This window comes from Pseudocitrobacter sp. CD920760 (genome assembly GCF_057782505.1).
Window position 1 is genome coordinate 5,105,741 of sequence record NZ_CM173490.1, and the last position, 24,346, is coordinate 5,130,086.

Genomic DNA, 24,346 nt, shown 5'->3' on the forward strand with positions numbered 1-24,346 from the left:
CTGATTATAAAAAACCGCCTCTGTTTATCGCGTGACTAAATGATGACATTTTTGTCACCTTCCGGATTTTTACTGAATAACAGTATTAATCCGTTAACAGACGCACACTGAACACAATTTCCCGCCCCTGCTGTTCTGCTGACAGCTCGCCGCCGTGAGCATGAATGATCGACCTTGTAATTGATAATCCCAGCCCCGCACCTTCCGTATTGTGGACCCTAGATGAGTCTGCGCGATAGAACCGGTCAAACAGGCGTTCCAGATTAGCGGGAACCGGGCCAGACATCGTATTCGTAATCATCACGTTCACACAGTCACTGTCACGCTCAAGGTGTATCGCTGTACAGGTGTTATCGGGAGAATACTTGATTGCATTGGAAAGCAGGTTACTGAAAGCACGTCGCAGCATATCGCTGTCTCCGGCAACAACGCCCTCTCCTTCAACCGTGATTGTCTTTCCTGTTTCGTCTGACAGGGGCTCGAATAACTCACGTAATTCATTCAGTTCGGCTGCCAGATCTACATCATGTTTATCCAGCTGCAGCAGACCATGCTCTGAACGTGCCAGAAAAAGCATGTCACTGGTCATTCGTGACAACCTTTTCAGTTCTTCTAGGTTAGCGAATAAAATTTCGCGGTAATGCGAAACATCCCTTTCCTTAGCCAGTGCAAACTGCGTCTGCATCATCAGATTACTGACTGGTGTGCGCAGCTCATGCGCGATGTCAGACGAGAAATCTGACAGTTTCCGAAATGACCCCTCCAGGCGATCGAACATGTTATTGAATTCCTGCATGGTCTCAGAGATTTCCGGTGGAGCCAGATCGGGATTAAGACGCTGATCAAGGCTGTGTACGGTCATGGAGGAAGCCAGACTGGTCATTTCCCGTAACGGTTTCAGACCAATACGTGTGGTCAGCCAGCCCAGAAAAACAGAAATAAAGACCAGACCGATATTGAACCAGAACAGCCAGGTACTGAGCTTATCCATAAACAGGGTGTGATACCCAGTATCCGTGGCAACCGTAATGATGAAATGTTTACTTTTACCCTGTTCCGGCGTCACGGCAACCCGCCGCGAGATACTGCGGTACACGGTGTTATTTTCTTCCGTCTGGATCATATAGTCGAGAATATCACCCGACTTATTAAGCAGGACCGCTGGAACAACAGAATTTTTGGCATAAAGTTCAACAATTTTTTCATTTTCCATGTTTTTTATAGAAATGAATAAACCATTGTGCCCTACCATCGCATCGTTTATTTTTTCTGATAATGACTTAATATCCGTTTTGTTCCGGAACGTCTCTGTTTTAAGAAACTCTTCGGTGAGCTGAAGTTTACCTGTCAGAAAATCGCGGTCCTGATTATCGAAATAGCCATTCAGGGTGCTCACCAGCATAAAACTGGATAACCACCATACCGTAAGCATCACTGCAGAAAAAATCAGGCTCAGGCGCGTGGTCAGGGAAATTTTGAACCTCACTCTTCTCTGATCTCCAGGACATATCCGGCACCACGAACGGTATGGATCAGTTTTGGCTCAAAGTCATCATCAATTTTACTTCTCAGGCGTCTCACGGCGACATCAATCACATTCGTGTCACTGTCAAAGTTCATATTCCAGACCAGGGACGAGATAAGACTCCTGGGTAACACTTCTCCGGTGCGTTGCAGCAGCAACTCAAGCAGAACGTATTCTTTACCGGTGAGATGGATCTTCTTCCCCGAACGGATCACGGTCCGGCGCACCATATCAACGGTCATATCGGCGATAGTGCAAACTGTGGCGGCCTGCGAGCGGGCGCGTCGCAGCAAGGTTCTTACACGTGCAACAAGCTCTGTAAAATCGAAGGGCTTAATCAGATAGTCATCTGCGCCAAGCTCCAGTCCTTTCACTTTGTCCCGCACGTTGTCCTTTGCGGTTAAAAACAGGACCGGTTCTTCATGCCCGGACTCCCTCAGTGCGCTGATGATTTGCCACCCGTTGAGGAAAGGCAGCATCACGTCCAGTATTATCAAATCATACTGTCCCTTCGACGCGGCCCCGAGACCATCGCGGCCATTATTAAAGAGATCGGCCTGATAGCCTTCCTCAATCAGTCCCTGCTGCAGGTAACGACCTGTTTTTTGTTCGTCTTCAACGATTAAAATACGCTGCATGGTCAACTCGCTGATATGAAAGTAAAAATCTCACGCATGAGCTTTGGCTGTCCCCTAGCTGACCTGAGACGGAGCAAGCATTCCGAGCCACGCAACGGCGCCCAGAATGATAATCGCAACAACGAATTCTGTCAGGATGCTGTTTCGCATCAGGGCAACGCTGCGATCATAATTCCCTTCCCTGACCATAACTTCAAGCCGGGGACCCAGGTGAAACCGGTTTGCTGCAGCCAGAAGAAGCATCAGAACAAACAGAGCCGTCTTAGCAAGCAATATCCCCCCCCAGGAGCTGTTGAATAAGGGGTTTAAGTTACCCTCAGCAATATACAGATAGTTGACCAGCGCACTCAGGATCAGGGCTACAACAATCACCGTACCTGCCGTGGCAAATTTTGCCAGGGAGTCAGATATCACAATGACGCTCTGTGCATTATGCGCGTTTCTGCGCATCAGCAGGATAGCAAATGCAACCAGAGCACCTGTCCAGGCACCTGCAGCGCCGAGATGAGTCAGATCGCTCAGTAAATGGAGATAGTAATGCAGACCGTCATGCATGACGGCGTGTCCTCCCCAGGCAAGTGTAGCCAGCGCCACGCCCCCACTCATCGTCATCAGCAGGCAGGACAATACTCTCTTATTAGTGTAAAGGAACAAAGCACCGAGAGTGGTAAACAGGGCACAGAGTCTGACAATCCAGCTAATACCTACATCCGTTTCTTCTATCACCATCTCGATAATATGGATAGATAATTCTCTGAGATCAGTTACTCCGCTCATGGCATTAGATACCAGGAGCATATTAATGCCAGTAAGAATGATGCCTGCAACAACAGCAAAGGTTATAAACGACCTGAAATTAGTCAGGTTATACGTTTCATGTCTGACACTGCTTATTCCATATATCTGAAAAAATGGCAATCCAAATATTACCATCAAATCAAGATAAAGAAGAAAACGAATAACAATCATAATCAGGTCGTTCATAATATTACTTCACTGTAAAAGTGTAATTGCCGGTAATAGGGTGTGTATCTGCAGAAACCGCGCGCCAGTCAACACGATAAGTGCCGGCTGGCAGAGGTTCTCGTGGGATAATGACCATTGATTTAGGGTCAGCACCTGGTGCCACTTTTGCCGCGACTGGCATTGGCGAATGGGATGACATGCCTTTCATCCCGGTCATTGTTAATTTAGCCCCTGAGAATTTCACAGTCAGATCTTCTGTGAAATTAAGCTGGATCTTTTCCGGGGCCGCTATGGCTGAATCTGCCTGCGGGACAGAACTTTTTAATTCAGGATGGGCCATAGCAGAGAAAGCAACGCCCATAACGAGGCCACCTGTAAGAATGGCTTTATTTAAAATCGACATTTTATTTACCTGTTTAGTTGAGTGTTTTATATCGGTGCGTTAAAACCAGATTCTGGCTCCCGCCAGGAATACTACCTGATGGTCTTTCTCACCTTCTCTTTTCGCCATATCGGATGTTTTCCCGTAAAGTTGATTCCAGGAAACGCCTATATAGGGTGCAAACTCACGGCGTATTTCATAGCGCAGCCGGAGCCCCAGTTCTGTGTCAGTCAGTCCCCTGCCGCGACCCCGCGATTCATCATCCTGACTGTAGAAATTCACCTCATAGGATGGCTGGAGTATGAGCCGGTTAGTCAGTAAAACGTCGTATTCTCCTCCCAGACGAAGGGCTGCTTTTCCGCCATTACTGACAAACCCCGTAATTTCAGATTCAAAATTATAGAGTGCCAGCCCCTGAAAACCGACAGCAGCCCAGGTCTGGGCAGAAGCAGGTCTGAAATCCTGCCTGACACCCGCAACCAAATCCCACCAGGGGCCAACCGCATGTCCCCAGAGTAACTGCGCTTCAGCCGCCTCCGTTTCCCCATTGCTTCGTTCGCCTTCGCTCTTTAGCCAAAGCCGGTCTGTGTCGCCTCCAATCCAGCTGTTAACACTCCAGCTGAAATTGTTGGTGTTATCCGACCGTTGCCATTCCAGTTGATCCAGCAGAACCAGATAATTAATCGCACTGTCGTGAATCGCATGCCCCTGTAAATTGCCGAATGCAGCCTTCCGGTCGGCATCGGTAACAGGCGGAATTGGCGTTCTGCTCTCGGTTACAATGGGCTCCATTGACGTCATCTCAGTGAAATTCTCATCTGCTGGCATCTGCATGGCAGACATGTCGTGCCCGGCGTGGGGATCTGCAGAGACGAAGCCCGCCGCAATAGAAAGCTGTGAGGTAAACAAACCGGCGACCAGAACAGGTATGGCCTTCAAATTTCTCTTCATTCGCATCATTCCTCCACCCGGACTTCACGAAACATTCCCATTTCCATGTGATAGAGCAAATGGCAGTGATACGCCCAGCGTCCAAGTGCATCTGCTGTCACTCTGTAACTGCGTTTTGTACCAGGGGGAACATCTATTGTGTGTTTACGAACCATGAAATTACCGTTTTCATCTTCCAGATCGCTCCACATACCATGCAGGTGAATGGGGTGAGTCATCATGGTATCGTTGATCAGCGTGATCCTGAGCCGCTCACCGTATTTCAGCAGCACCGGTGCGGCATCTGAAAACTTGATTCCGTTAAATGACCAGGCAAACTTTTCCATGTGGCCGGTTAAATGCAGTTCTATAGTGCGGCCAGGTTCACGTCCGTCAGGATCCTCAAAGCGGCTTTTCAAATCCGCGTACGTGAGAACCTTTCTTCCGTTATTTCGAAGACCAATACCCGGATCGTTTAATTTCGGAGAGACGCTCATCGCCTGCATATCAACCAGTGGGTTATCCGTTTCTGACGCAGGATGACTTTGCATACCCGGCATTCCGGCCATCTGGGAATGATTCATACCGGCCATGCTACTGTGATCCATGGGCGCGGAGGATGTCCCGCTATCCGGAAGGTCAGCACCGTCCATAGACATCATCTCTCCGCTGTTATCCATGCCTCCCATCTGGCTGTGGTCCATTCCTGCCATATCATGTCCCATTCCTCCCATACCCATATCTTCCATGGTCAACAGAGGGCGGGGATCGAGGGCGGGAACGGCAGCACTTAACCCCTCTCTCGTGGCCAGTGTCCCCCGAGCGTAACCGGTCCTGTCCATGGATTGTGCGAAGATGGTATAGGCCTCACCCTGAGGCTCCACAATGACATCATAGGTTTCGGCAACGGCAATCCTGAATTCGTCAACGGTAACCGGGTTTACATACTGGCCATCTGCAGCCACGACCGTCATTTTCAGCCCGGGGATACGGATATCGAAATAGGTCATCGCCGAGCCGTTGATAAACCGTAAGCGTATCTTTTCAGCGGGACGGAACAGTCCGGTCCAGTTTTTCAGCGGGGCCTGCCCGTTCATGAGATAGGTGTAGGTGTAGCCACTGACATCCGCGAGGTCAGTCGGATTCATTTTCATTTCAGCCCACATTTTCCGATCGGCAATGGTGGCTGACAGCCCCCGGGTATTCACGTCACGGAAAAAAGAGCCAACGGTTGGTTTATTGAAATTGTAGTAATCCGACTGTTTTTTTAATTTTTTCAGCAGGCTGTGAGGATTTTCATCGGTCCAGTCAGACAACATGACCACATGCTCACGATCGTAAGCAAACGGTTCTGGCTCCCTGGCATCGATGATAATGGCACCGTATACCCCCTCCTGTTCCTGCAGACCGGAATGGCTGTGGTACCAGTAAGTCCCGTTCTGCTTAACCTTAAAGGTGTAAGCGTAGGTATCATCAGGCTCTATGCCCATAAAACTCAGCCCCGGAACACCATCCATATTGGCCGGAAGAATAATGCCGTGCCAGTGAATGGACGTCTGTTCATTAAGACGGTTTTTGACCTTCAGGGTAATGGTGTCACCTTCTTTCCAGCGAAGAACGGGCCCCGGCAGGCCTCCATTGATTGTTTTGGCCTGACGCTCACTGCCCGTGATATTGACGGCCGTTTCACCAATGGTCAGGTCAAACTGAGTACCCTGCAGGGATGCGGCAACTGGCAGGCTCAGACTGGAACGCGCATTGAAACTCCATACGCCAAGACTTCCGGCTACGCCAGAGAGGGTTAACCCCTTCAGGAAAGTTCGTCGAGACGTTTTCAACAGCATGCGCGTTCCCTTATTTAAAGTATGGTTACTGACAGAATTCGAGAACCGATTTAAATTAAATTACTGGTTCATCCTCTTACAATGAAATGAAGCTAGCACACCTTAAGAAACAAATTCATTACAATCGTGTAATGTACATAGCTGTATTACATTTACGTCATCTTCCCCACAGGTTGATTATTTTTATATATGATCGTAAGGACATCTTTTATGTACCTCAGAAGGTAATTACACATGAATATATTAATCACAACCACTGCGTTTACAGCTTTATTTTGTGGGGCAGCTTTTGCTCAGTCCAGTGATATTGCCCATGAAGCACATCGATTTGTTAATAATGCCTCAGCCGTCAGTCATGTGAATTCCTCGACGCATGAAAATTTGCCGGACATGATTAATAAAAACAGCACGCCCTCATTCTCTGAAATGAATGAACATGAAAGGGCCATTGTTGCTCATTCATTTATGAACAACAGCGCGTCCTATGCACATCAGAAAATGATTGAGGAACATAAAAAAATGCTGTCCGACAGTGGTGCAAATTCAAAGACCTCCTCTTCTTCTTTTAACGAACTGAATGCCGGAGAGAAAGCCGCCCTCGTGCATGAGCAGGTCAATAATGCCGGTGCGGAAGCTCATCAGACGCAGGCAAGAAAGCTTCGCGGCCTTTATTCGTCCAGGTAACGGCAGGCGAGTTAGTGCTTAGCGTCAGGTGCGCAGCAGGGCTTCACTGACGGGTTACGTCGCAGGACATGAGCCTCATATTGCTCTGCCGTAACCTGTTTCAGACCCGTTAATCATCACCGTCGGGCTGGTCATACAGTTCCCAGAGCTTCAGGAGCAAACGGGAAACAAGATATGTTACAAAAATGACGACCATCAACGGTGCTCCCGATTAACTGACAGATGACACGCCTCCTGAAAACCCCTAGCATACGCCGCAGTGTTCATGCTAACGGCGAATTCCAGTAAATGTATTCTACCGATGTCGTAAAAGAAAATGCTTACCTTTCAGCCACGCGCTCGGGGCTGGAATCGAACGAGATCGCTATCCTTCAGCGCTCTTTGCCTTCCCGGTTTAATCTTCGGCATTTGAAAAAAAATGAATCATTAAAACTCGTACTGCAAAAGAAAGCGGGAAAATCACGTGTAGTGGCCTATAAATTTACGTCCGGTTCATTTAATTACACGGCGTATCGTATATCAGACAAAAAGTTCTATAACCTTTCCGATACTTCCGGGAAAGGCAGTCTCGATTATCCGTTACCAGCCGCAGCAAGACTCAGCTCGCCTTTCAATCCTGCAAGACTTAACCCTGTATCGGGAAAAGTGAGTCCCCATAATGGCATTGATTATTCCATGCCCATGAACACAAAAATAGTCAGTGTCATCGACGGAAAAATCACCCGGGCCGAATACAACAGTACCATGGGATATTTTGTTGAAGTAACGGGAAAAGCCGGTGTTAAAACTCGCTATCTCCACCTCAATAAAATACTCGTTACCAAAGGGGCCAGGGTTACCCGGGGAGGCGCTATTGCGTTATCCGGTAACAGTGGACGTTCATCCGGTCCTCATCTGCATTACGAGCTGGTCATCAATAACAATCCTGTTAACTCACTGGCGTTCCGGGCAGCGGCACCCGCTGATAACAAACTTGAACAGCATGCCTTTGCGCATGCCAGAGACTACGAACGATACCTGGACTGATAACGGGACCGCGACGCGGCCCCGTTTGCCGGATTAATTTTTTTTATCGTTTTCACTTCCGTGATGTTGATGATCTCCATGCCCTCCGTGGCCGTGGAAAAGATGCATTAGCGGGCAGACCAGCAATAACAGATATGGCCAGTAACCTGCCACATGTGACCAGTGTTCGCGCAGGAGGGCAAATGCCGCGATCGCGGCGACAGCAATAAGCGCATAGGTGGTACTTTTCATACTGGACTCCTTCTGTTCGTAACAACCCCTTCACCAGTGTTATTTCCCGAGCCTGACACTTTTCAGACGCAACGCATTCACAATGACGCTGACGGAAGAAAGAGCCATGGCCGCCGCCGCAATAACTGGCGACAGCAGTATTCCATACACAGGATAAAGCAGACCTGCAGCCACAGGCACACCAAGTGCGTTGTAGATAAATGCAAAAAACAGATTCTGTCGGATATTTTTCATGGTGATCTCTGACAGATGACGGGCCCTGTTCAGTATCATCAGGTCGCCTTTGAGAAGGGTGACTCCGGCACTTTCAATTGCCACATCTGTACCCGTTCCCATGGCTATACCCACGTCAGCCGCTGCCAGAGCCGGGGCATCATTCACACCGTCTCCGGCCATCGCAACCACATGGCCAGACTCTTTCAGTCGGGTTATCACTGCTTTTTTGCCATCCGGCAGAATCCCTGCTTCAACCTCATCTATTCCCAGTTTCCGTGCGACTGCTTCAGCAGTAAGCTGGTTATCCCCGGTGAGCATAACAATGCGGATCCCCGCCTGACGCAACGCTTTAAGCGCATCCGGCGTGGATGCTTTCACGGGATCCGAGATAGCTATCAGGCCTGCAAGGTCCCCGTCCGTGGCCACATAGATAACGGTAGCGCCTTCCATCCGCAACGTATCCGCAATGGCCTTTTGATTTTCAATAACGATACTGTTTTCCTGCATAGCCAGTTCATTACCAATAACAACCCATTGACCTTCGACATCGCCTGTGACACCTTTACCCGACGGCGCATCGAAATGAGTGACTGCGGGTATTGCGATCCCCTTTTCCTGCGCTGCTTTAACTACTGCCATACCCAGCGGATGCTGCGAGCCTTTTTCCACTGCGGCCGTTACACGCAAAAGAGATGTTTCCCCACCCGGATTGAGACTGATAATCCCTGTCACCGTCGGCGAACCTTCCGTGAGCGTGCCTGTTTTGTCGACAACCAGCGTGTCCACTTTTTCAAGACGCTCAAGGGCTTCGGCATTCTTAATTAACACCCCGGCCTGGGCTCCTTTGCCCACCCCCACCATTATCGACATCGGCGTGGCCAGCCCCAGCGCGCAGGGACAGGCAATAATCAGGACCGACACAGCCGCAATGAGACCGTGCGCCATCCTGGGCTCGGGCCCCCAGACAGACCAGATCATGAAAGCAACAACCGCGATAAGTATCACCAGAGGAACAAACCAGCCTGAAACGCTGTCAGCCATTCTCTGGATGGGGGCCCGCGAACGCTGTGCATCAGCGACCATCTGAACAATTCGTGAGAGCATCGTTTCATCACCGACTTTCTCTGCACGGATGATAAGACTACCTGTCTGATTAATCGTCCCCCCAATGACGGGTTCACCCTCCGTTTTGGTAACCGGCATAGACTCCCCGGTCACCATCGATTCATCCACGGTTGTTTTGCCTTCGACCACGATACCGTCGACCGGAATACTCTCTCCAGGTCTGATGCGGAGCTTATCGCCAGGCAGGACATCTTCCGCATTAATATCCGTTTCATGACCGTCATGATCCAGCCGCCTGGCGGTTTTGGGGGCAAGGTTCAGAAGCGCAGTAATGGCACCTGAGGTTTGTTCCCGTGCCCGCAGCTCAAGAACCTGTCCCAGCAATACAAGCACCGTAATTACTGCCGCGGCTTCAAAATAAACGGCCACCAGGCCATCCATGTTTCTGAACGATGCAGGAAACCAGGAGGGGAAGACGGTTGCAATGACGCTGTAAACCCAGGCTACGCCGGTCCCCATAGCAACAAGGGTAAACATATTCAGGGAGCGGTTACGTAACGACATTCCGGCCCGGGCGAAAAATGGCCAGCCACACCACAACACGACAGGAGAGGCCAGAAGCAGCTGCAGCCATGTGTTGTACTGTGGTGATACTGTATTCCTCAAAGCGGGAAACAGATGAGATCCCATTTCGAGTATCAGAACCGGAAACGCCAGCAACAACCCCAGCCAGAAGCGTCTTGTCATGTCGCGAAGTTCATCACTCGGCCCCGTGGATGCCGTGGCTACGAGCGGTTCCAGTGCCATTCCACAGACAGGACAGCTTCCGGGACCACTGCGGCGTATCTCCGGGTGCATCGGACATGTCCACACACCTTCAGAAATATCGTTCTCCGCCTGGTGGTGAGGCTGTTTTATCTGATCAGGGATGACTTCGTGGTGATGGTGATGGGAATGTTCACTGGCATCTTCTGTAAGATAACGATCGGGATGGGCTTTAAATTTACTCTCACAGCTGGCGGAGCAGAAATAAAGCTGATGCTCCTGGTATCGAATGCTGCTGTGCGTCTTGTCGGGCAGGATTTCCATCCCGCACACGGGATCTCTCACCTTATGCAATACGTGACTCTCGTCCGGGGATAATGTCTGTTCAGAAGCAGTCTGGTTGTTGTGTTGCACTGCATTGTCATTTTTCACAGTAACTCTCCTTATGCAAACCTGAAGCATCTTCTGTATTCAGGTTATGTCATGGATGCGATTACCACGAATGTCGCCGGCACAGGAGTGCCTGCTGCCGGCGTCCCGTTATCAGCCGTTCCGCTGACTATTCGATTCGCTGGAAGACCTTTTTACTGCCCTCCGGTGAGAATGCGATAACATCGTAAGCCTCTTTACGGGCCCCCATCTCCATTCCCGGGCTCCCCGCAGGCATGCCGGGGGTGGCAAGGCCATAAATCCCTGAACCAGACTGCATTGCCTTATGTATCGTGGCTGCAGGCACATGGCCTTCAATGATCAAATTACCAGCAACCGCGGTATGACAGCTTCTCAGTCCAGCAGGAACAGCATATTTTTCTTTCAGGGCTGACAGAGCCTGATCATTCATGACGTGGGTCCGCACCTCAAACCCGTCATTTTCCATCGCCTTACCCCACAGGGAACAGCATCCACAGTTTTCAGATTTATACATATCAATCACTTTTTCACTCGCCATCGCGGGCAGTGAAAGGCCAAAAGCCAGGGTCATTAAAATTATTTTTTTCATACTCACCTCTGTATGTTATCGATATAAACCCTGACGTCAGGGTGAATTTATGCAAAAGGACACCCGCAGGGGTGCCCTTTCAGGGTTATGACACGCTCTTTTTATGTCTGCGCAGCCAGATGAGTTTATAGGCGGCAGGTATAATGAACAGGGACAGCAGCGGAGCCGTGATCATCCCACCAATCATGGGGGCCGCAATACGGCTCATGACTTCTGAACCTGCGCCGGTTCCCCAGAGTATCGGCAGCAGACCCGCGATGATCACCGCCACGGTCATGGCTTTCGGCCGGACACGCAGCACGGCACCATGATAAAGGGCTTCATCAAGACCTTCCGGTGTGAACGTTTCTTTGTTTGACAGTTCCGGATGCGCTTCAATGGCATGACGCAGATACATCAGCATGACCACGCCAAACTCTGCTGCCACACCGGTCAGGGCGATAAACCCGGTTCCGGTTGCGACTGACATATGGAAGCCCTGCCAGTACAGGAACCATATCCCGCCAACCAGGGCGAACGGCAGACTCATCAGGATAAGTAAGGCCTCATCAACCCGACGGAATGCCAGATATAACAGGATGAAAATGATCATCACCGTCATCGGCACCATCAGTTTCAGTTTCTTGTTGGCGTGTTCAAGTAATTCAAACTGTCCGGAGAATGACACGCTGGTACCTGGTTTCAGTTTCACTTTCTGACTGATAGCTGTCTTAATATCATTGACCACCGACACCATATCCCTGTCGCGTGCATCGATATAAATCCAGCTGGCTGGTCGGGCGTTTTCCGTTTTCAGCATGGTTGGCCCGGAAACTACTTTAACGTCAGCAACATCTCCCAACGTGATTTGTTGCTTCATTGGCGTCAGGATTGGCATTTGTTTCAGAGCCAGAGGGCTATTCCGGTAATCCTGCGGGTAGCGGATATTGATTGGGTACCGGGCCACACCTTCAACGGTTTCACCTACCATTGCGCCACCTATAGCTGAGGAGACGAACAGCTGAACATCTCCTACAGTCATTCCATAGCGGGAGGCTTTCTCACGGTTAATATCGATGTCAATGTAGCGCCCACCCTCCAGACGTTCAGCGAGAGCAGAAACCACGCCCGGCACGGTTTTGGCTACCGCTTCGATACTCAGTGCCGTCGCATCGATATCGGACAGAACAGTCCCGGATACCTTGATACCTATCGGGCTTTTGATACCGGTAGAGAGCATATCAATACGGTTACGAATTGGCGGCACCCAGAGGTTAGCCAGACCAGGCAGACGGACGGTCTTATCAAGTTCGTCGATAATCTTGTCAATAGTCATGCCTGGCCGCCACTGATCCTCAGGTTTCAGCTGAATGGTGGTTTCCACCATTTCGAGTGGCGCGGAATCCGTTGCGGTCTCTGCCTTACCGGTCTTGCCAAATACAGAGGCCACTTCAGGAACGGTTTTGATTAACTTATCCGTGGTCTGCAGTAGCGCCGCTGCTTCCGCCGGAGAGACGCCTGGCAACGTTGACGGCATATACAGCAGGTCACCTTCGTTGATCTTCGGCAAAAACTCACCGCCGACCTGGCTCAGTGGCCAGATAACCGTGAAGATGGACAAGGCCGCAACCAGCAGGGTTGCTTTTGGCCAGTGCAATACCCGTAACAGCAACGGATGATACGCTTTAATCAGCATCCGGTTGAGGGGGTTACTGGTCTCGGCAGGGATTTTCCCGCGGATCCAGAATCCCATCAGAATAGGAATGACGATAATAGCCAGCGCGGCCGCTCCTGCCATGGAATAGGTTTTCGTGAACGCCAGCGGGCCAAACAGACGCCCTTCCTGTCCTTCAAGGGTAAAGATAGGAATGAACGAAAGGGTGATAATCAGCAGACTGATGAACAGTGCAGGTCCCACTTCCACGGAGGCGTCAGTAATGACTTTCCAGCGGGTGGCGTTATCAATCTGCTCTCCTGGATGTTGATGATCCCACTCCTCCAGCCGTTTGTGCGCATTTTCAATCATGACAATAGCGGCATCCACCATTGCGCCGACGGCAATGGCTATCCCTCCCAACGACATAATATTGGCGTTCAGTCCCTGGAAGTGCATGACGATAAAGGCGATACACAGGCCAAGTGGCAGAGAAATAATTGCCACCAGGGCAGAACGAACATGCCAGAGGAACAGGGCACAGACAATGGCAACAACGATGAACTCTTCAAGGAGCTTATAACTGAGATTGTCAATTGACCTGTCGATAAGCTGACTGCGATCGTAGGTGGTCACGATTTCGACCCCCTCAGGCAGGCTGGCCTTCAACGTTTCCAGTTTGTCTTTTACTGCTGTGATAACGTCTCGCGCATTTTTACCCGACCGCAGAATCACCACGCCGCCGGCAACTTCTCCCTGACCATTAAGCTCTGCTATCCCGCGCCGCATTTCTGGCCCGATCTGTACGCGAGCGACATCACGCAGATAAACCGGTACACCGTTCTCGCCTGTTTTCAGAACAATATTATTAAAATCATCAATGGACTGAAGATATCCGCTGGCACGGACCATGTACTCTGCTTCTGCAATTTCAACGGACGAACCACCGGCCTCCTGGTTAGACGATCCAAGAGCCTGTTTAACTTCAGGCAGGCTGACACTGTACTGGGACAATTTCTCCGGATTAACCTGGATCTGATACTGTTTCACCACGCCGCCAACCGAAGCGACCTCAGCCACGTTCGGAATGGTTTTCAGTTCAAATTTCAGGAACCAGTCCTGCAGAGAGCGCAGTTCTGAAAGGTCGTGTTTCCCGCTGTGATCAACCAACGCATATTCAAATATCCAGCCCACGCCTGTGGCATCTGGACCGATTTCTGAACTTACGCCGGCAGGAAGTTTACCCTGAACCTGATTAAGATATTCCAGCACGCGCGAGCGGGCCCAGTACAGATCTGTTCCATCTTCAAAAATGACATACACATAAGAGTCACCGAACTGAGAAAAACCGCGCACGGTCTTTGCGCCCGGCACCGACAGCATGGTAGTCGTGAGCGGATAGGTGACCTGGTTTTCAACAATCTGAGGAGCCTGGCCGGGATAGCTGGTTTTAATGATTACCTGCACATCTGACAGGTCAGGCAGGGCATCAACCGGCGTGTTAATAATCGTCCATGTGCCCCAGATGCTGAGAAACAGGGCACCCATCATGACCAGGAAACGGTTGGCGACAGAGCGCCGGATAATCCATTCAATCATCGTCGTCTCCTCAGTGTCCTGAATGCATATTTGCAGGCTGCTCAGGCATTACTGGCAAACTGTTTTCTGCTTTTTCAGGATTACGCATACGTTCCAGCGCGCCCGTAATATTGGCTTCAGAGTCAATGAGGAACAGGCCGCTGACTACCACGTTATCCCCTTCATTCAGGCCGGAACCAATGCCGGACTGTTGCTGTGATTCATGCAAAACGTGGATCTGTTTTGGCACAAAATGGCCTTCATCATCGACCGTAATCACGCGCTGTTCTTTGCCGGTATCGATAACGGCCTGGCTTGGTATCAGCAACATTTCCTGGCTTTGGGTATTCAGTTTCAGGTAGGCATTCATGCCCGGCTTAAGAAACTCATCCTTATTAGAAACCTGGAGACGGACCTGAAGCGTACGGGTTGTCTGATCCACGCTGGGAAGAATGTTCCATTTTTCGACATGGAATGTTTTATCCGGATAAGCCGGTACCGAAATTTCAAATTGCGACGTATCTTTCAGCAGATAGGCGATAGATTCCGGCACTGCAGCGCTGATCCAGACCGGGTCCATCCCCTGAATCTGAGCCACCACCTTATCTTTCGAAATATTCATGCCGGTGCGCAGGTCAAATGCAGTAATGACACCATCAATAGGTGCTTTAATGGTAAAACGGGTCTGGATTGTACGGGTTGAACGCAGCCTTTGAATATCCTCTTCCGGCATACCGGCCAGGCGAAGCCGTTCAAGAACGCCTCGGGTTTGCGTTGGCGTTCCACCGGTACCGGATAACAGCAGGAACTCACTTTGTGCCTCAACCCATTCAGGAATGGTGATATCGATAAGCGGAGTGCCTTTCTTTACATGATCGCCAATCGTCAGGGGATACACTTTTTCGACAAAACCGTCAGAACGCGCCTGTACAATGACAAACTGATATTCGTTATAACTGACGTTAGCCGGAATAGTCTGGGAGTAATTCAGTGCTCCACGAGCGACTTTTTGTGTTTTTAATCCCAGGTTCTGAACCTGAGTTGGGTTAATGCGGATCCCGCTACTGCTTTTATCGCCACTTTCATCAGCATATTTTGGCACCAGGTCCATATCCATAAAGGGAGATTTTCCGGGTTTATCAAATTTGGTATCCGGTTTCATCGGATCATACCAGAAAAGTACCTTTTTCTCCGGTGCCTTTTGTTCTGTTTGTACTGTTTTTTGTGATGAGTTTACATACTGCCAGGCAGTAACCGATATCAGCCCTCCTGCTATGAGGCTGCTGATAATTATTGCAGCATATTTTATCTTTAAAGAAGCCATACAATTTCTCGCTGAAAAATCAAAACACCTGGCATATGCGCCCGATCATTCATTCACAGTGATCCCATAATGAATGTTCAGGCGCACTGGATGTATCCGCTCCGGACTGTTAATCAGGATTGCGTAACGTTAATGCTTTTGAGTAAGGAGATATTGCCCTGCTGAATAAACGAGAAATCGACATGGTTGCCGGTTTTCAGGGCATTGATAGCGTCGTCTGCATTAACAAAAGTGAAGCGCATGGTCATTGCAGGCCAGCCCACCGCCGGGATTGCTTCGTGCGAAATGGTAATCTTTTTACTATTCATATCAATTTCTTTAACGATACCGGTGCCCTTGATAACCTGCTGTACCGAAGCATCACTGGCAGCATTCATATCGCCATGCTGATGTGTCTCAGCATGAAGACCGGTAGAAAACATGACAGAGAAGGCACCAAATAAAACGGCTTTAAGTGAATTACGCATTTTTAATTTCCTGATTAATTGAATAAATTTACTCTACCCAGCCGCCACCCAGCGCGGTAAACAGATTAATTTCGTTAACCTGTCGGGAATAGGTAAGATCGAGGATGGTTTGCTGTGTCGCGAAGAGGGAACGTTCTGCATCCAGCACTTCGATGTAACTGACAGCACCACTTGCATACAATCCTCTGGCACGCTGCAGGGTTATCTGAAGTGAATCAAGATAACGCTGCTGTGACTCAAGTTGCTGGCTAAGGCTATCGCGCAGCGCAAGCGTGTCGGAAACATCCTTAAAGGCTGACTGAATTTTTTGTTCGTAATTAACCACCGACTGTTGCTGGCGAATTTCAGCCAGCTTCAGATTGGCTTTGTTCCTGCCAGCATTAAAAATAGGAATTTCAATTTTAGGAATAAAATTCCACATTCCGCTTCCTGACGTAAAGAGGCTGGACAACTCCGTACTGCTTGCGGAAAGGCCACTGGTCAGGGTAATGGACGGGAAAAAGGCCGCTCGCGCTGCGCCAATATTGGCATCAGCTGCTTTTAGCTGGTATTCAGCTTCCAGGATATCCGGGCGCTGCAGTAAAATTTGTGAGGACAGGTTTGGTGGCAGTTTTACTGGCGCGATCTCACCGCCCTTCATCCCTTTTTCTGACGGAAGTGCACGGTACGTTCCCAGTACAAGCTGCAGGGCATTATTTGCCTGTGCCAGATCGCCTTCTCGTTTGGCTATCTCTGCGCGGGTACTTTCGATTTGTCCCCTTGCCTGTTCAAGCGCCAGGACATTCGTACTCCCGGTCACCAGCTGTTGCTCAACGAAAGCATAGGACTGTTCATAATTTTTTAGCGTTTCACGCGCGATACGGAGTTGTTCATACGCCAGTTGCTGGCTGAAATAGCTCTGTGAAACGTTGGAAACCAGCAGGATATGCACGGCCCGACGGGCTTCTTCACTGGCAAAGTAGTTCTGACGGTCAGCTTCACTCATGTTCTTAAGCTTGCCGAAAAAATCGAGCTCATAGCTGAGCTCCAGACCCGCGTCATACTCCTGTGTCGTCGGCTTGTCGCCTTTCAGTCCACCGCTGTATGTGATCCCTGATGAGGCATTCAACTGCGGATAACGATCTGCATCCGTGACGTTGAACTGGGCTCGGGCCTCTTCAACCTTCAGGGCAGCCATTCTCAAATCACGGTTATTATTCAGAGCTTCAGTAATCAGCCGTGTAACCTGGGGATCGACAAAAAAGTTACGCCAGCCCGTATCCTGATAACCATTCACTGCTGGCGTCAGGCTGTTTCGGGACAGCGAAAACTGCTGGGGTACCGGTGCTGCCGGGCGCTGATATTCTGGTGCCAGAGAGACACAACCGGCCAGGATGAATATCGTGCTAATGCTGAGTAATTTTAATTTGAACATAACGCTTCTCTTCCAGGCAGACCTGGTAAATGGTTCAAATGAAGTCCAGAGTATTGATAGGGGTACTTTACCGAACGCTCTCTGTTTGCCGGGTGACAGGATAATGACAATGTTGTCATTTTTGCTGTAATCCGTTGATAACGATCGTGAGCGCAATAGAATGACCTTAGCAGCCAGCCGGGGAGCAAGATGAAAATATTGATCGTCGAAGACGAAATTAAAACAGGTGAATATCTCAGCAAAGGGCTTACAGAGGCAGGGTTCATAGTGGATCACGCTGATAATGGTCTTACCGGATATCATCTCGCCATGACAGCCGAGTATGATTTAGTCATTCTGGACATCATGCTGCCTGATGTGAACGGCTGGGATATCATCCGCATGCTGCGCACTGCCGGAAAGGGGATGCCGGTATTACTGCTGACGGCCCTTGGCACGATTGAAAACAGGGTCAAAGGACTTGAGCTGGGGGCGGATGATTACCTGGTTAAACCCTTTGCATTTGCCGAACTGCTCGCCCGGGTGAGAACTCTTCTGAGACGGGGGAACACGGTGATCACAGAAAGCCAGTTTAAGGTGGCTGACCTCTCGGTTGATCTCGTTTCCAGAAAAGTCAGCCGCGGGGGGAACCGCATTGTACTCACCAGTAAGGAGTTCAGCCTGCTGGAATTTTTCATTCGCCATCAGGGCGAAGTATTACCTCGTTCGCTGATTGCTTCCCAGGTCTGGGATATGAACTTTGACAGTGATACCAACGCGATTGATGTCGCTGTAAAGCGGCTTCGCGCGAAAATAGACAATGATTACGAGGCAAAACTGATCCAGACAGTCCGGGGCGTGGGCTACATGCTGGAGGTTCCGGATGCGTAACAAGTTTTCCAGACGCCCATTTTCACTTGCCCTGAGGCTGACCTTTTTCATCAGTCTGTCCACAATACTGGCTTTTATTGCGTTTACCTGGTTTATGCTGCATTCCGTTGAAAAGCATTTTGCCGAGCAGGATGTCAGCGATCTGCAGCAAATCAGCACCACACTGAACCGAATACTGCAGTCTCCGGCGGATGCGGATGAGAAAAAAATAAGTAAAATAAAGGAGTCGATTGCCAGTTACCGTAATATTGCCCTTTTGCTCCTTAGCCCGCAGGGAGAGGTGCTGTTTAGTTCAGCGCAGGGATCAGCATTACGATCGGCCCTGAATTCAGCAGACTTTAGCGAGCACACTCGCGTCCGGGACGTGTTTCTCTGGACGGTGGAAGATCCGGCTGAACCGATGTTTTCCGGCTCCGGAATGAAAATGGAAACCTACAGAATTATCGCCTCCTCTGGTCAGGCGATATTTCAGGGTAAACAGCAGCACTATGTCATGCTGACCGGACTCTCTATTAATTTCCATCTTCACTATCTCGATGCGCTGAAAAAGAATCTGATTGCCATTGCCGTCGTGATAAGCTTGCTGATTATTCTGATCATTCGAATTACTGTCCACCAGGGGCATCTGCCCCTTCGCAATGTCAGCAACGCCATTAAAAATATTACTTCTGAAAACCTTGATGCGCGGCTGGAACCCGCTCGCGTTCCTATTGAACTGGAGCAACTGGTTATCTCGTTCAATCACATGATTGAAAAGATAGAGGATGTTTTTACCCGTCAGGCCAATTTCTCTGCCGATATTGCGCACGAAATCAGAACCCCGATCACCAACTTGGTGACGCAGACTGAAATTGCACTGAGTCAGGATCGATCGCAGCAGGAGCTTGAGGATATTCTCTACTCCAGCCTTGAAGAATACAACCGGATGACCAAAATGGTCAGCGACATGCTGTTTCTGGCTCAGGCGGACAATAATCAACTGATTCCTGACAAGGTCATGTTTGACCTGAGTGCCGAAGTCATGAAAGTCTTTGAGTTCTTCGAAGCCTGGGCGGAAGAACGCAATATCACACTGAGGTTTAACGGGATGTCCTGTCTAGCAGAAGGGGATCCACAGATGTTCAGAAGAGCAATTAATAACCTGTTATCCAATGCCTTGCGCTATACGCCGGAGGGACAGGCGATCGACGTCTCAATAAGTGAACAGGACTGCTGTTTTAAGCTGATGATTGAAAATCCCGGAAGGCCAATCCCTGAAGAACATTTACCACGGCTGTTTGACCGGTTTTATCGGGTGGATCCGTCCAGACAACGAAAAGGCGAAGGCAGCGGCATAGGCCTTGCTATTGTAAAGTCAATCGTGGAGGCCCATCACGGAAAAGTACACGTGGAATCGGATATACACTCGACTCGTTTCATTTTATCTGTACCAAGACTGAGCAAAATGAATCCGATCATACCCCACTGATAATATTACAAAGATGTCATCAGCCTGTCATGCTACGAACAGAAGCCATTCGGTATAATTTTTGCAACTTATCAGGAAGTCTGGACGACTCCATCATTACATAGCGTCAGAGTACCTCAGGTAATGAATGTACAGTCACTTGCCAGAGAAGACTGGCATTTTCAGAGATACAACTGAAGAAACAGGTCGTGATTTCCCGGACATCATTGATTTAAAAATGGAGAGTTACCATGAATAATATCGTAATAGCTTCGGTGTTAGGTTTTGGATTAATTTCTGCGACATGGGCCGCTGAAACCGTGAATATCCATGAGCGTGTCAATAATGCACAGGCACCTGCTCATCAGATGCAGTCTGCTTCCGCTCCTGCCCAGATTCAGGGGGGGGATTCCCGTATAGCTGGTATGGATCAGCATGAACAAGCCATTATTGCCCATGAAACTATGAATAATGGTTCAGCTGATGCGCACCAGAAAATCGCGGAAAGTCACCAGAAGATGATGGGGAATAACCCCGTTTCCGCTACCAGCCCGTCGACCTCATACGCGGCGATGAATGACCATGAAAGAGCGGCTGTTGCCCATGAATTCATGAATAACGGTCAGTCCGGCCCGCATCAGGCTATGGCCGATGCACACCGCCGCATGATGAATGCTGGCTGAATGTGACTGTGATACCCGTGCATTTACCCTTTCCTTGGATTATTCCTTAAGCGGAATATGTTGTTATGTTGCTGTATTTTGGCCCCCGTCTGGGGGCTTTTTTATCTGACTCTGCTACAATTAAACAATACCTACTCGAAAAGGATTTATTTTATGAAAATAAAAAAAAACTCTTTCTGTTATATTGTTGCTGTCGCTGCCAGCAATTTCCGCATAACATTCAGAAATGAAAATTTCTGAATGTGTCCTCATCGGCATCTTCACAGAAATATATGTCAGGGATGAAAAGCATGCATGACAAAATGATGGGTTCCGTTAATGAATCCGATCCCGACAAGGCTTTTGCAAAAGGCATGGTTGCACACTATGAAGGGGCAATAGCAATGGCTGAAACCGAGCTGAAGTACGGGAGAGATCCTGAAATGAGAAAACTCGCGCAGGACATCATTAAAGCACAAAAGGAGAAATTGAGCAGATGAATAAATGGCTTAGCAGTCAAAAATAATGATTGTGGAAATATTATATTGCGCGTATAGTCAGATTGTTCCCAGGTACGGGAACCTGTTAATCGTTAACTAATCAAAACCCGATTAATTTCGGGTTTTTCATTTTAACCCCCCCAACGCATGCACTGCACCGAGTGAAATTCACCTGAGCCAATTCTGCTTGCTTATTATTTCGATGGGAATTGCTGATTTTAATTAAGTCTATGTTTTAAAGGTGTTTCTCATGCCTGGGTTTGGCAGGGGGTCGTCCTGTTCTCTGGTCATGCGCAATGGCAATTCGCAGTCAGGGCTCAAGACTACTTTTACCTCTTTTTTAACAGAAAGTTTCTGAACCAGATACTTGCCGGAAACATCATCTGCTGTTCATCCCGACCAATAAAACGAAGGTATCACTCTCGTTTGAAACTCACTTACTTTCCATTTTGTAATAAAGAATCAAGTTTTCCAGTGATATATCAATACCAACTTTTTTTAATAACCTTTTTCTCGCAGTGTATATTTCTTTCAGCATATCTTCATAACCCTGTCCAAGGTGAATTTGTTTATGGCAATTGCAACACAGAGATATTATATTTTCTTCGACATCAAGAGAGGTGTCGAAATCATCTTGCCTGGACATAGGTACAATGTGATGAGGTTCAGTATAATTTAAGGATGAGTTTCGCCTTCTGAAGGTTGGGTGATCGCTATTGATTTCACATATGTAACCTGCTTTATTCAGTGCATTTTTGGATACCCCTTTACTCCTGGGATACGAGAGGCCATTTTTTACTTCTATTGCATTTTTCTTTGGTTTGGCTTCTCCTGTATATTCAAACGTCTGAGCGTCGTCGAAGATATTACTTTCCTCTATGGCATTGATCAACTCAGCGTCAGAGTAATACTCACTGCAGGCCATTTCTGTTGTACCAAAAAAATCAAGTTCATTAATTGCCTGAACAAGTTCCTCACGAATTGTCCATAAATTTCTTTTGGGTTTCCCGACGATTTCTTTACTCTTCATGACTGTAATAAATTTTGTACCGGACGCGATATTTCCGATACCTTCAACTTCAAATCGACCAAGTTCTTTTTGAACTCTCCCACCCAGTCCGTTAATAACACCATTAGCACTCATACTGTGCAGTTCGTACTTTTTACCAATATCGAAGCATGTGCAAGAATGATTTGGTTCAATGAACCATTTTTTTAACGCTGTAATACTCTTTTCATCAAAAACTTTTTCATTCACTAATAAATCTTTCCATTCCTCCACGCTGATATCAATATCACAGACGTACTCCCCGTCAATCACCTGGCAAATTTTTTTTATCACGGCCATCCCCCTAAAATATAAAAATCATCATGAAAATATAAAGTGCGGTATCTAGCATGGTTGCAAAGGACGATTGTCTGCAAGATCACGTATTTTCCGTTATCTTCATCCCTAGAAAATCAAGGAAGCCATTGTACCTCAAAAAATTTATTACGGGGATCGCTCATTCAGATGATCATCCGCTTGATCATACCTGATTAGCAGACAGCACCCCAATATTAAAGCTTTACGGTATTATGGGAGATAATCGGTTCTCTGGCTATTGCACGAATGCTCAGCCCCCTGCTTATGCAAGATTTTAATGTCCATAACTGTCTCAAAAGTAACCATAAGCTCCCCCAAATCAGGAGAGCAGATTTATCCCCCTAGCTCTGGTTTGTACGGTCCGAGGACATGGTGAACACTTTTTAACATCCTTTACCCATGGTGATCGACTTTTTCTTCAGGTCGATCACCCCCACCTTTGTACTGCACCACCACACTTCATAGCAGCCATCCTCCAGCGTCTCCTTCAGCCCGACCCGCTCCCCCCTGAACGCTTTGCCTGCATTTAGACTGATACCTTTTATGCTCAGCGTCCCGCTGATATCGCGAGGTAGGAACGGCCATACCCAGTGCTTCATGGGGCCGTTCAAGGTTATACACCGTACGCCAGTGGTCGAAAGCACGCTGCAGCTCACCGCTGTCTGTGAACCACTTACCCTGTGTCTGCAGATGATATGGCCGGGAATGCCCCACCCGGATACCCTGGCGCATCAGCCACAACTCCAGTGCCGTCCAGGTGCCGGTGGTGTCGCCCCACGGTGAGCCGTTGTCCATCGTCATCCGGTCTGGCAACCCGTAGCGTTCAAACACGCTGACCAGCTGTTGCTGCACGGTCTCACGGCGTTCATCGGTGCAGGGTGCCAGACACAGGGAGAAACGGGAGTGGTCATCCAGCAGGGTGAACGGAAGGCACGGCCCCCGCCGAAGGGGAAGTGGCCCTTAAAATCCATCTGCCAGAGCCGGTTCGGCGCGTCATGTTCGAAGCGTCCTGCGGCCGGAATACCCGGAGCCGTACCCGGCAGCAGACCGTGACGGGCCATCAGGTTATGGACGGTGCTGAAGGAGGGCATACGGTGCCCCTGGTCTTCGAGCCAGCGTTTTATCTTGCGCGCGCCCCAGCGCTCATGACGGACATGGGCGATACGCAGCAGGTCAGTGATGTCGTCGGGCGAGCGGTTGGGAGAATAATGAGGCGTCCGGGGACGGTCCAGAAGACCGGATGTGCTTTCCTCAGCCCAGCGGCGAAGCCACTTGTAGCCAGTGGCGGGAGAAATGCCGTAGTGACGGCAGAGGGAACGGATGTTCGCCCCGTCTTGTGAGGCGGACAGAACAAACTCGGAACGTAATGACATGGTATCTCTCGCATCCCAGGGCATAAGCGACTCCATAAACGGGTTCTTATGCCTTAGTTGTAAGTGTCTACCATGTCCCCGAACAAGTGTTCACTATGTCCCCGGACTGTACAGATTTCAGGTGTCGGATATGGATCACTTTCGCACCGTTGGTAACACTCAATGCCACCAGCATGGGATAAGGGTCAACTGCCTGCTACAGAAAAGTTCGCAGGGTTACCGCATTACCCGCATCAGAAATGGGGGAGTAATAATTCATAAAGGGTACTCTCTGTTCTTTTAGCGGAAGACAAGATGCCGGCGAATGGACACCAGCAGGGTGGGGAGATATCGGGCGTATTTTGACGGTGTGTCTATACAGGTCATACTGGCCAGAGTTCGGCTAATTGCATCTGGCTCTCGCTGAACACGGCATGTCGGCATTCTGTATCGACGCACTG

General features: G+C 49.1%; 19 protein-coding genes and 3 pseudogenes. 6 read left to right on the forward strand and 16 right to left on the reverse strand.

The annotated features are described in order from the left end of the window. Nucleotides 1-85: 85 nt before the first annotated feature. The 6 genes from pcoS to pcoA are packed head-to-tail and all read right to left on the reverse strand — an operon-like array spanning nt 86 to nt 6,285. A complete protein-coding gene (gene pcoS / locus AC1MKH_RS24085; RefSeq protein WP_276219160.1) occupies nt 86-1,486 on the reverse strand; it encodes a copper resistance membrane spanning protein PcoS in 1,401 nt (466 codons plus the stop codon). Further along, nucleotides 1,483-2,163: a copper response regulator transcription factor PcoR gene (gene pcoR / locus AC1MKH_RS24090; protein WP_061284930.1), complete on the reverse strand. Its 681-nt coding sequence runs from the start codon at nt 2,161-2,163 to the stop codon at nt 1,483-1,485. Before pcoR ends, pcoS begins: the two co-directional genes overlap by 4 nt. 54 nt (nt 2,164-2,217) lie before the next feature. Further along, nucleotides 2,218-3,096: a copper resistance inner membrane protein PcoD gene (pcoD, locus tag AC1MKH_RS24095; RefSeq protein ID WP_327621812.1), complete on the reverse strand. Its 879-nt coding sequence runs from the start codon at nt 3,094-3,096 to the stop codon at nt 2,218-2,220. A gap of 55 nt (nt 3,097-3,151) precedes the next feature. Further along, nucleotides 3,152-3,532, reverse strand: coding sequence for a copper resistance system metallochaperone PcoC (gene pcoC, locus AC1MKH_RS24100; protein ID WP_253897208.1), 381 nt, complete (start codon nt 3,530-3,532; stop codon nt 3,152-3,154). Between the two features lie 39 nt (nt 3,533-3,571). After that, a complete protein-coding gene (gene pcoB, locus AC1MKH_RS24105; protein WP_253897207.1) occupies nt 3,572-4,462 on the reverse strand; it encodes a copper resistance outer membrane transporter PcoB in 891 nt (296 codons plus the stop codon). Between the two features lie 5 nt (nt 4,463-4,467). Next, complete coding sequence (pcoA, locus tag AC1MKH_RS24110; protein ID WP_276219162.1) at nt 4,468-6,285, reverse strand: multicopper oxidase PcoA; 1,818 nt, start codon at nt 6,283-6,285, stop codon at nt 4,468-4,470. Nucleotides 6,286-6,519: 234 nt separating this feature from the next. Between pcoA and AC1MKH_RS24115 the strand changes: the two genes are divergently transcribed. After that, complete coding sequence (locus tag AC1MKH_RS24115) at nt 6,520-6,969, forward strand: copper resistance protein (protein ID WP_276219163.1); 450 nt, start codon at nt 6,520-6,522, stop codon at nt 6,967-6,969. A gap of 288 nt (nt 6,970-7,257) precedes the next feature. Further along, a complete protein-coding gene (locus AC1MKH_RS24120) occupies nt 7,258-7,995 on the forward strand; it encodes a peptidoglycan DD-metalloendopeptidase family protein (RefSeq protein ID WP_253897205.1) in 738 nt (245 codons plus the stop codon). 33 nt (nt 7,996-8,028) lie between these two features. Here the strand turns inward: AC1MKH_RS24120 and AC1MKH_RS24125 are convergent, their stop codons facing one another. The 7 genes from AC1MKH_RS24125 to silC all read right to left on the reverse strand — a co-directional run bounded on the left by AC1MKH_RS24125 (nt 8,029) and on the right by silC (nt 17,688). Beyond that, on the reverse strand, nt 8,029-8,226 hold the full coding sequence (locus AC1MKH_RS24125; protein ID WP_000843494.1) for a DUF2933 domain-containing protein: 198 nt from the start codon (nt 8,224-8,226) through the stop codon (nt 8,029-8,031). Between the two features lie 39 nt (nt 8,227-8,265). Next, entirely contained in the window at nt 8,266-10,734 is a 2,469-nt protein-coding gene (silP, locus tag AC1MKH_RS24130) for an Ag(+)-translocating P-type ATPase SilP (RefSeq protein WP_253897204.1), read from the reverse strand. A gap of 97 nt (nt 10,735-10,831) precedes the next feature. Beyond that, complete coding sequence (locus AC1MKH_RS24135; protein ID WP_253897203.1) at nt 10,832-11,272, reverse strand: DUF411 domain-containing protein; 441 nt, start codon at nt 11,270-11,272, stop codon at nt 10,832-10,834. 85 nt (nt 11,273-11,357) lie between these two features. Beyond that, nucleotides 11,358-14,504 (reverse strand): Cu(+)/Ag(+) efflux RND transporter permease subunit SilA, encoded by a 3,147-nt coding sequence (silA, locus tag AC1MKH_RS24140; protein WP_253897202.1) that lies wholly within the window; start codon nt 14,502-14,504, stop codon nt 11,358-11,360. 10 nt (nt 14,505-14,514) lie between these two features. Continuing rightward, nucleotides 14,515-15,807, reverse strand: coding sequence for a Cu(+)/Ag(+) efflux RND transporter periplasmic adaptor subunit SilB (silB, locus tag AC1MKH_RS24145; RefSeq protein WP_253897201.1), 1,293 nt, complete (start codon nt 15,805-15,807; stop codon nt 14,515-14,517). 113 nt (nt 15,808-15,920) lie between these two features. Further along, nucleotides 15,921-16,274, reverse strand: a complete 354-nt coding sequence (gene cusF / locus AC1MKH_RS24150; protein WP_253897200.1) for a cation efflux system protein CusF — start codon at nt 16,272-16,274, stop codon at nt 15,921-15,923. Between the two features lie 28 nt (nt 16,275-16,302). Further along, nucleotides 16,303-17,688: a Cu(+)/Ag(+) efflux RND transporter outer membrane channel SilC gene (gene silC, locus AC1MKH_RS24155; RefSeq protein WP_253897199.1), complete on the reverse strand. Its 1,386-nt coding sequence runs from the start codon at nt 17,686-17,688 to the stop codon at nt 16,303-16,305. A 189-nt stretch (nt 17,689-17,877) separates the two neighbouring features. Here silC and silR point away from each other — a divergent pair, with 189 nt between their 5' ends. The 4 genes and pseudogenes from silR (at nt 17,878) to copM (ending at nt 21,193) form a co-directional block, all read left to right on the forward strand. After that, nucleotides 17,878-18,558, forward strand: coding sequence for a copper/silver response regulator transcription factor SilR (gene silR, locus AC1MKH_RS24160; RefSeq protein ID WP_253897198.1), 681 nt, complete (start codon nt 17,878-17,880; stop codon nt 18,556-18,558). Continuing rightward, nucleotides 18,551-20,026 (forward strand): Cu(+)/Ag(+) sensor histidine kinase, encoded by a 1,476-nt coding sequence (locus tag AC1MKH_RS24165; RefSeq protein ID WP_253897197.1) that lies wholly within the window; start codon nt 18,551-18,553, stop codon nt 20,024-20,026. The genes silR and AC1MKH_RS24165 overlap by 8 nt, the downstream gene beginning before the upstream one ends. 230 nt (nt 20,027-20,256) lie before the next feature. Next, entirely contained in the window at nt 20,257-20,688 is a 432-nt protein-coding gene (gene silE, locus AC1MKH_RS24170) for a silver-binding protein SilE (protein WP_253897196.1), read from the forward strand. Between the two features lie 226 nt (nt 20,689-20,914). Continuing rightward, nucleotides 20,915-21,193: pseudogene (gene copM, locus AC1MKH_RS24175) on the forward strand (CopM family metallochaperone). A gap of 407 nt (nt 21,194-21,600) precedes the next feature. On the opposite strand, the gene AC1MKH_RS24180 reads toward copM, so the two are convergent. From AC1MKH_RS24180 to AC1MKH_RS24190, 3 genes and pseudogenes are all read right to left on the reverse strand, one after another. Then, nucleotides 21,601-22,509, reverse strand: a complete 909-nt coding sequence (locus AC1MKH_RS24180; protein WP_253897195.1) for an HNH endonuclease — start codon at nt 22,507-22,509, stop codon at nt 21,601-21,603. 224 nt (nt 22,510-22,733) lie between these two features. Further along, a pseudogene (locus AC1MKH_RS24185) lies at nt 22,734-22,839 on the reverse strand (helix-turn-helix domain-containing protein); the annotation flags it as partial. Nucleotides 22,840-22,916: 77 nt separating this feature from the next. After that, nucleotides 22,917-23,930 (reverse strand): annotated as a pseudogene (locus AC1MKH_RS24190) (DDE-type integrase/transposase/recombinase). Nucleotides 23,931-24,346: the final 416 nt, after the last annotated feature.

Excerpts from the sequence above, each read along its gene's own strand:
- pcoR (WP_061284930.1), bottom strand. The coding sequence starts at position 2,163 with ATGCAGCGTATTTTAATCGTTGAAGACGAACAAAAAACAGGTCGTTAC.
- pcoD (WP_327621812.1), bottom strand. The coding sequence starts at position 3,096 with ATGGTAATATTTGGATTGCCATTTTTTCAGATATATGGAATAAGCAGT.
- pcoC (WP_253897208.1), bottom strand. The coding sequence starts at position 3,532 with ATGTCGATTTTAAATAAAGCCATTCTTACAGGTGGCCTCGTTATGGGC.
- pcoB (WP_253897207.1), bottom strand. The coding sequence starts at position 4,462 with ATGAAGAGAAATTTGAAGGCCATACCTGTTCTGGTCGCCGGTTTGTTT.
- pcoA (WP_276219162.1), bottom strand. The coding sequence starts at position 6,285 with ATGCTGTTGAAAACGTCTCGACGAACTTTCCTGAAGGGGTTAACCCTC.
- AC1MKH_RS24115 (WP_276219163.1), top strand. The coding sequence starts at position 6,520 with ATGAATATATTAATCACAACCACTGCGTTTACAGCTTTATTTTGTGGG.
- AC1MKH_RS24120 (WP_253897205.1), top strand. The coding sequence starts at position 7,258 with ATGTATTCTACCGATGTCGTAAAAGAAAATGCTTACCTTTCAGCCACG.
- AC1MKH_RS24125 (WP_000843494.1), bottom strand. The coding sequence starts at position 8,226 with ATGAAAAGTACCACCTATGCGCTTATTGCTGTCGCCGCGATCGCGGCA.
- silP (WP_253897204.1), bottom strand. The coding sequence starts at position 10,734 with ATGCTTCAGGTTTGCATAAGGAGAGTTACTGTGAAAAATGACAATGCA.
- AC1MKH_RS24135 (WP_253897203.1), bottom strand. The coding sequence starts at position 11,272 with ATGAAAAAAATAATTTTAATGACCCTGGCTTTTGGCCTTTCACTGCCC.
- silA (WP_253897202.1), bottom strand. The coding sequence starts at position 14,504 with ATGATTGAATGGATTATCCGGCGCTCTGTCGCCAACCGTTTCCTGGTC.
- silB (WP_253897201.1), bottom strand. The coding sequence starts at position 15,807 with ATGGCTTCTTTAAAGATAAAATATGCTGCAATAATTATCAGCAGCCTC.
- cusF (WP_253897200.1), bottom strand. The coding sequence starts at position 16,274 with ATGCGTAATTCACTTAAAGCCGTTTTATTTGGTGCCTTCTCTGTCATG.
- silC (WP_253897199.1), bottom strand. The coding sequence starts at position 17,688 with ATGTTCAAATTAAAATTACTCAGCATTAGCACGATATTCATCCTGGCC.
- silR (WP_253897198.1), top strand. The coding sequence starts at position 17,878 with ATGAAAATATTGATCGTCGAAGACGAAATTAAAACAGGTGAATATCTC.
- AC1MKH_RS24165 (WP_253897197.1), top strand. The coding sequence starts at position 18,551 with ATGCGTAACAAGTTTTCCAGACGCCCATTTTCACTTGCCCTGAGGCTG.
- silE (WP_253897196.1), top strand. The coding sequence starts at position 20,257 with ATGAATAATATCGTAATAGCTTCGGTGTTAGGTTTTGGATTAATTTCT.